The 6,338-nt window shown below is 61.7% G+C and carries 3 protein-coding genes; all 3 read left to right on the top strand.

Annotation, left to right across the window (positions count from 1 at the left end; genetic code table 11):
* The first annotated feature begins 1,242 nt into the window (after window positions 1-1,242).
* The gene (locus AC1DKD_RS28080) at window positions 1,243-1,431 is read left to right on the top strand and encodes a hypothetical protein (protein WP_441634772.1); all 189 of its coding nucleotides are present in this window, start codon (window positions 1,243-1,245) and stop codon (window positions 1,429-1,431) included.
* 1,195 nt (window positions 1,432-2,626) lie between these two features.
* On the top strand, window positions 2,627-3,082 hold the full coding sequence (locus AC1DKD_RS28075; RefSeq protein WP_276288130.1) for an HU family DNA-binding protein: 456 nt from the start codon (window positions 2,627-2,629) through the stop codon (window positions 3,080-3,082).
* 558 nt (window positions 3,083-3,640) lie between these two features.
* Complete coding sequence (locus tag AC1DKD_RS28070; RefSeq protein WP_441634778.1) at window positions 3,641-6,325, top strand: DEAD/DEAH box helicase; 2,685 nt, start codon at window positions 3,641-3,643, stop codon at window positions 6,323-6,325.
* The last annotated feature ends 13 nt before the right edge of the window (window positions 6,326-6,338 follow it).

The raw sequence follows: 6,338 nt of genomic DNA, 5'->3' as shown, positions 1-6,338 counted from the left end.
CATCAGGGGCGATGGTGTTACGGCAAAACGCCCATGCGCACCTTCCTCGACTCGCTGGAACTCGCCAAGGAGAAACTGATCCCGCATTGAGTCGCGCTTCTCGATTCAACAGCCCGACTATCTGTCAGATCGAGTCCCAGCTAATACACATCACCTCAACCTCAAGGCCTTTCGGGTCCTCGAGGAGCGCGTCGGGCAACTTGTCCGGGACCACGCAGTATCCCGTCCAGCGAGCCTTTAGGTCCGCGCCTAGATGGACGTTCATTGCACGACTCGGTTTCTCCACAAACGCTCCAGTTAGCCCTATCTCGAGTACAACGATCTGCGCACATTGTACCGGCGACTAGCGCACCGCCCCAAGCGCCTGTTCTGCCTCCCCCCAACAGCAGGCTGATCGTGTCGCGCTCGGCCTGCAGCCGTGCCCGCTCCGGAGCCCCGGCCACCGCCGCTAGCTCGGTGTGCACGCTCGGTAGCGCTGGCGCGCTCCTGCGCGACGGTCACCTGTTCGCGGCTGGGCTCCAGCTCCGTCGAGAATTGAGTACGCAGCTCCTCGAGTTGCCGCTGGCTCGATCCAGGGTTTTCTGGTGGGCGCACTCAAGGGGAAAAGGTACTGACATGTGTCGCTGTGGGGATCATTTAGCCTTGGCTTTGCTCTTGCTCGCGTCCTGACGTTCTACATCCGCAGATTCCCGCTGCTTGTCTCCGCATGACACGGGCATTCCGGGGTGCAGGAAAGGCAGGGTCGCCCACAAATGTAGTCCTTGCCACAGTAGTGTCGTGATCCCGCAGTGCCTGCGCGGCGAACTCAGGCTGCGGACAAGCGCCGGACGCCGCCTATGTGCGCGGAAGCTAAAGGCGGATTTCCGCAGGCCCAGCGCAAGCTCGCGCTTGCGGTACGGTCCAATCACTTCGCCAACATCACCTGCTTATGCGGGGCTTAAGGCTTGGTCGAGACTTTGGTACGCAGGTTTATCTAGACAACAAATTGTCCGACTCCGCCATTGAGACTCCCTGTCGCGGGAGACCTCCCCGGGAATCGCGGCTATCTCCGCAGCGCGGTCGGGAGCCGCTATGATGCCTTTGGACGACAATTGCTCGAGCCTTCTCCCAGGAGACCGGCATGGAAACTCCCGGCCCCCGGCAGTGGGGGTGAAATTACGGCCGTGCGACGCTATCATCGATGCGTGTACGCCGAGGCGCAATGGCGCGACCGGACATGCGCTGCAATGATGAGAACTGAATATGCCGCCCAAGAGCTTGATGTTTCCGCTGACAAAATGTCCGACGACGTCCGTCGAGGCATTGGCGACTCAGATCCGCTGCCTGGACGTCGGCAAGGTGGTCATTATCGGGGGTGATCCGCTCAAGGCGCAGGCACTGGGGGACAAGCTTGCCGCCGACGGCATGGTTGTAAGCATGGCCGCTCAGTGAATGGTCGGAAATAGGCGATGCCCAACCGGTAAAGGACCTCGGCAGGCCGCGTTAGCCGGCGCTGTGATCGTGGCACTGGCCGTCGGATTCGCCCAGTCTGACAAGCCAACAGCTCCCGGCACCGCCAAGGCGGCGGAGCTGGCGGCGGCAGCCTTTGTTCGTCGAACGTTCACCGAGAATCCGGTTGGGGTCAGCGAAAAGCCCAAGATCGCGGGTGATAAGGCCCTGGTTCGAACGGTGTATGGCGCGAGCAAGGGTTGTACCGTAGGACTCGTTCGTGATCCGTCCGACGCGAAGTACGGGTGGTCCGTGCGATCCTCCTGGTGTTTTACGAGGACTTAACCAGAGCCTTTTCCCCACTGCAACGTATGGCTAAGGTGTTATGGATTGGTTTTCCGGCGCGAGGCAGTGGGACCTGGCTCCGACTTCACATCCAGCGTCATCAATTGCTCTCGCCATCGAGGTCCGGCAAGCCAACACCGCCGAGAAATTGGTACGCGACGGCCGGTAGCCGCGGGACGACCCTCTTTGCATCTATCTGCCCGAGGATGCCGACACCCGCGTGCCGACGTACGTGCAGCCGCATGCCGGCGACGATCTTGTTAAACTGCGCAGCCGAGCAATCGGCGCATTCTTCCTCGGCACCGGCGTCACAGTGGCAGAGAGCGCGCCGCACAGGTAGTTGACCAGCAGCCCGCGGCTACTCCGGGCTCCGGCGCATGGGGCGGTGATACCCGCACTGGCCACGTCGCATCCTTCTCCGTCCCGATTCTCTCGACCTGGTAGGCCCGCCGAGCCACCATGCCGATAGCCGGTGACCTGGCGTTCTCCCGCAAGCTTCCGGCACCGCGATCACCGAGATCAGCCTCGTGAGGATCGTACGCGCTGCACTGGGGGCGATCGCCTTTTGAGGTTGATGACATGAGTCCGCGAATTCCGCAATACCTTCTGCCGCCGCCAACCGCTCGCGGGCCAGCCCAGCGATGCGATCAGCGAACTGCTTGGCTTTGCCCGTTTCCGAACCTGCAGCCGGATTGCCGCCGCCGTCAAAATGAAAGCACTTGAGCGAGCCCCGGCGCGTCCTCTCGGGTCGGCGGCAAGCCCACATGCAGCGCGGTTTTTGCTATGCTCCAGCGAGCGCTCATGCCTCTGGCAGGTCAGCGCCCAAACCACTAGAAATTGAGGCTTCAATCCCATGGTAACTAAAGCTAAAGCTGTCGCGAAGACCCCTGCCAAGCCTGCAGCCAAGAAGGCACCGGCAACCAAAGCCCCGGTGAAGGCTGCGGCCAAGAAGGCGGCGCCAGCGAAAAAGGCCGCCGCAGCTGCACCGGTCGCCAAGCCGCTGAGTGACAAGTTCAACAAGTCCAGCCTGCTCGCTCACCTTGTCGCGCAAACCGAACTGGATGCCAAGACCGTCAAGACCGTGTTGGCCCATCTGGAAAACACGGTGTTGAGCGCAGTGCACAAGAAAGGCGCGGGCGAATTCACCCTGCCCGGCCTGTTCAAGGTGGTCGCCACCCAAGTGCCGGCGACCAAGAAGCGCTTCGGCAAGAACCCGTTCACCGGAGAGGATCAGTGGTTTGCTGCAAAGCCGGCGACCGTCAAGGTGAAGGTCCGTCCGATGAAGAAGCTCAAGGACGCCGCTGCCTAAGCCATTGTCGACGTGCAAGGTGAAGGGAGCCCTAGCGCGGCTCCCTTTGTTTTAAGCAGTTGCTCGGCGTCCTCTAAGGATGTCCCATACCGGCCATTCGGGACACTCCGCCATTTACTCGTTTGTAACAAGCGCGCCAGTTGATTTCCACCGCGCGGGCGGGAGCTGCCATCGGCATCCAATCTCGCGTGACTGAGGTTTTGGCACCCTTTCATGGAAAGTCGTGTTTCTTTTGGCAAGATTCGGAAATTCGCGCGGGGCCGCCTCGAAGGTTGAAAGTGGTCCCCCGGCAGCAGAGCCGGGAGTGAACTTCCGTCGGTTAATGCGTAGCAATCAGTTTGTCCTACAGCAGATGAATAGACAGTTCACGAGGCATGTGCAGCGCAGCGGAAAGGCATACCCCGGACGGTTGGTCGACCCGTTAATTCGTTCGGACCAGACGCAATCGGAGATTCGCCCAGTTGGAATTAGGCCGGAGGGCCTGCTGGTTGCTTCCGCAGCCGCTTCCCTTGAAAACATGCGGCTTCAGCGCTCGCTGCAACAGTGCGATTGGGACTGGTGCCTTTGACTGCTCCCGACATTCTCGCGCCACACCTGACACCCGGCGGACACCTGCTTGCGGTGCCGGAGGACGCCGCGCCAATATTGGCAGATGAAACGCGACTGCGGCTTGGGAGTTCGTTTGCGTTTGGCGCGGGGCATGGCCTGCTGCATTTGGGAACGGCGGAAATCGGCCGCATATTGCCCCCCGCATGGGCCTGGTGGCGCGATTTTGCCGCGCGCTATGTCACCGCCTTGTGCGCTACGCCCGAAGGCGGCGAAATCGTGGTCGCAACGCCTGCTGCCAATGATTTTGATGCCATGATTGCCGATGCGCCGCCGATGACGGGCGGCGAGTATCTAACGCCAGATGTGCTGGCCACGTTGTGGGGCGAGATCGATACTGCCTTGCACCAGGAACTGGCGACCGCAAACGTCTCGCTTCAGGACTTCCTCAAGTCGCGCCACCCGGCCTGGAATCTCGTCGGCCGTGTGCATTTCAACCTCGCTGAGAACCGCAAGGACCCGGAGTCACCGTTCGCCTTCCTTGCGACTTACACCTCGCGCCTGTCGGCCCATGGCAAAGCGCAACACCAACCACTGTCGCAAGCCCTGGCGGAATTTTCGGGAGCCAGGAGCAAGGCGCAGCTCCTGTCGTTACTGCTGCCGGTGCAGCGCGCTGCGGAACACTGCGATTGGCTTCGCGACATGGTGGATACCGGCGAGATATACCATCCGCTGCGCTGGACGCCGCTCGACGCCCATCGCCTTCTCTCGGACCTCTCCAAACTCGAATCCGCCGGGATTGTCGTACGCGCGCCAGGCGTCTGGCAGGCTGGCCGCCCTGCTCGTCCCGTTGTGAAAGCCAGCGTCGGAGCACGACCGCCTTCGCTCCTGGGCAAGGACGCGTTGCTCGATTTCAGCATGGAGGTCTCCCTCGACGGCGAGCGTCTCAGCGCCTCCGAGGTCAGGGATCTGCTCAAAGGCGCCGATGGCTTGCAACTCATCCGTGGTCGCTGGATCGAGGTGGACAAGAAGAAGCTTAGTCGCCTCATGAAGCGATTCGAGGCCATGGAAAAGGCGGCGCAAACTGGTCTGCCCTTTAATGAGGCCCTACGCCTTCTGGCGGGTGTTTCGCTCGACGAGAGCGCCGACCCCGCTGACCGCGACTGGTCGCAGCTTGTTGCAGGGCCCTGGCTGGCCGACATCCTGCAGGAGTTGCGTCAGCCGGAGGGGTTGGCGCAGATCAGCCCGGGACCGGAACTCAAGGCTAACCTGCGGCCCTACCAACAGGTCGGCGTGCGGTGGTTGTACCTGCTCACCCGGCTCGGACTGGGCGCTTGCCTGGCGGATGATATGGGTCTGGGCAAGACCATGCAGGTACTCTCGCTGCTGCTCGTGCTGAAGCGCGAAAGCGCCGAGGTTCGGCCCAGTCTGCTGGTCGCCCCCGCATCGCTGCTGGCCAACTGGGCGGCAGAGGCCGAGCGCTTTGCCCCCGGCTTGCGCCTACTGATCGCCCATCCGTCGGTCATGCCGGCGGCCGAATTGCGCGCGCTGGACCCCGCGCGGCTTGCGGACATCGATCTCGTCATCACCAGCTATGGCTCGCTTCTTCGCCAGCCGGTACTGGGGGCCATCCAATGGCGCGTTGCCGTTATCGACGAAGCGCAGGCGATCAAGAATCCGGGCGCCAAGCAAACGCGACAGGTCAAGCAGCTCCAGGCACAATCGCGCATCGCGCTGACCGGAACCCCCGTGGAAAACCGCCTGTCCGATCTGTGGTCCATTTTCGATTTCACCCATCCCGGATTACTGGGCTCAGACAAAGTCTTTGCCAACTTTACTAGGCGGCTGGCGAAGGCCGAGCACTTCGGTCCGCTGCGAACGCTCGTACGCCCCTACATCCTGCGCCGCCTGAAGACCGACAAGCGGGTAATCGACGACCTTCCGGACAAGACCGAACTCAAGGCCTGGTGCCACCTGAGCCCGAGCCAGGCGGCACTTTATCAGCGTGCGGTGAAGGATCTGGCCGCCGCGCTTGAAGACGCCGAAGGCATCGGTCGCAAGGGTGTCGTGCTGAGCTTCCTGATGCGCTTCAAACAGATATGCAACCATCCATCGCAGTGGTTGGGCGACGCGGCCTGGAAGGCGGAAGACAGCGGCAAGTTCGCCCGCCTGCGCCAACTGGCCGAAGTCATTGCCGCCAAGCAGGAAAAGGTACTGGTATTCACCCAATTCCGCGAGACCACTGAACCGCTGGCGGCATTCCTGGGTTCGATCTTCGGCCGCGAAGGTCTGGTACTCCATGGCGGCACCCCGGTAGCCAAGCGCCGCGAATTGGTCAAGCGATTCCAGGAGGATGAGCTGACACCCTTCTTCGTGCTCTCGCTCAAGGCCGGTGGGGCGGGTCTGAATCTCACCGCCGCTTCACATGTGATCCACTACGACCGCTGGTGGAACCCGGCCGTGGAAAACCAGGCGACTGATCGTGCATTCCGTATCGGCCAGCAGAGGAACGTCCTGGTGCATAAGTTTATCTGCCGTGGCACGATCGAAGACCGTATCGACCAATTGATCGAGGCCAAGCAGCAATTGGTGAAGGATGTGCTGGAGGGCGGCGCGGAACTCCTGCTCACCGAGATGAGCGATCGTGAATTGCTCGATCTCGTGAAGCTCGACGTTTATGCCGCGCAGGAAAACTGATCGTCAACAGGAA

The sequence above is a fragment of the Cupriavidus sp. 05T313 genome (genome assembly GCF_056396665.1).
This window is presented reverse-complemented; position numbering and strand designations above follow the sequence as displayed.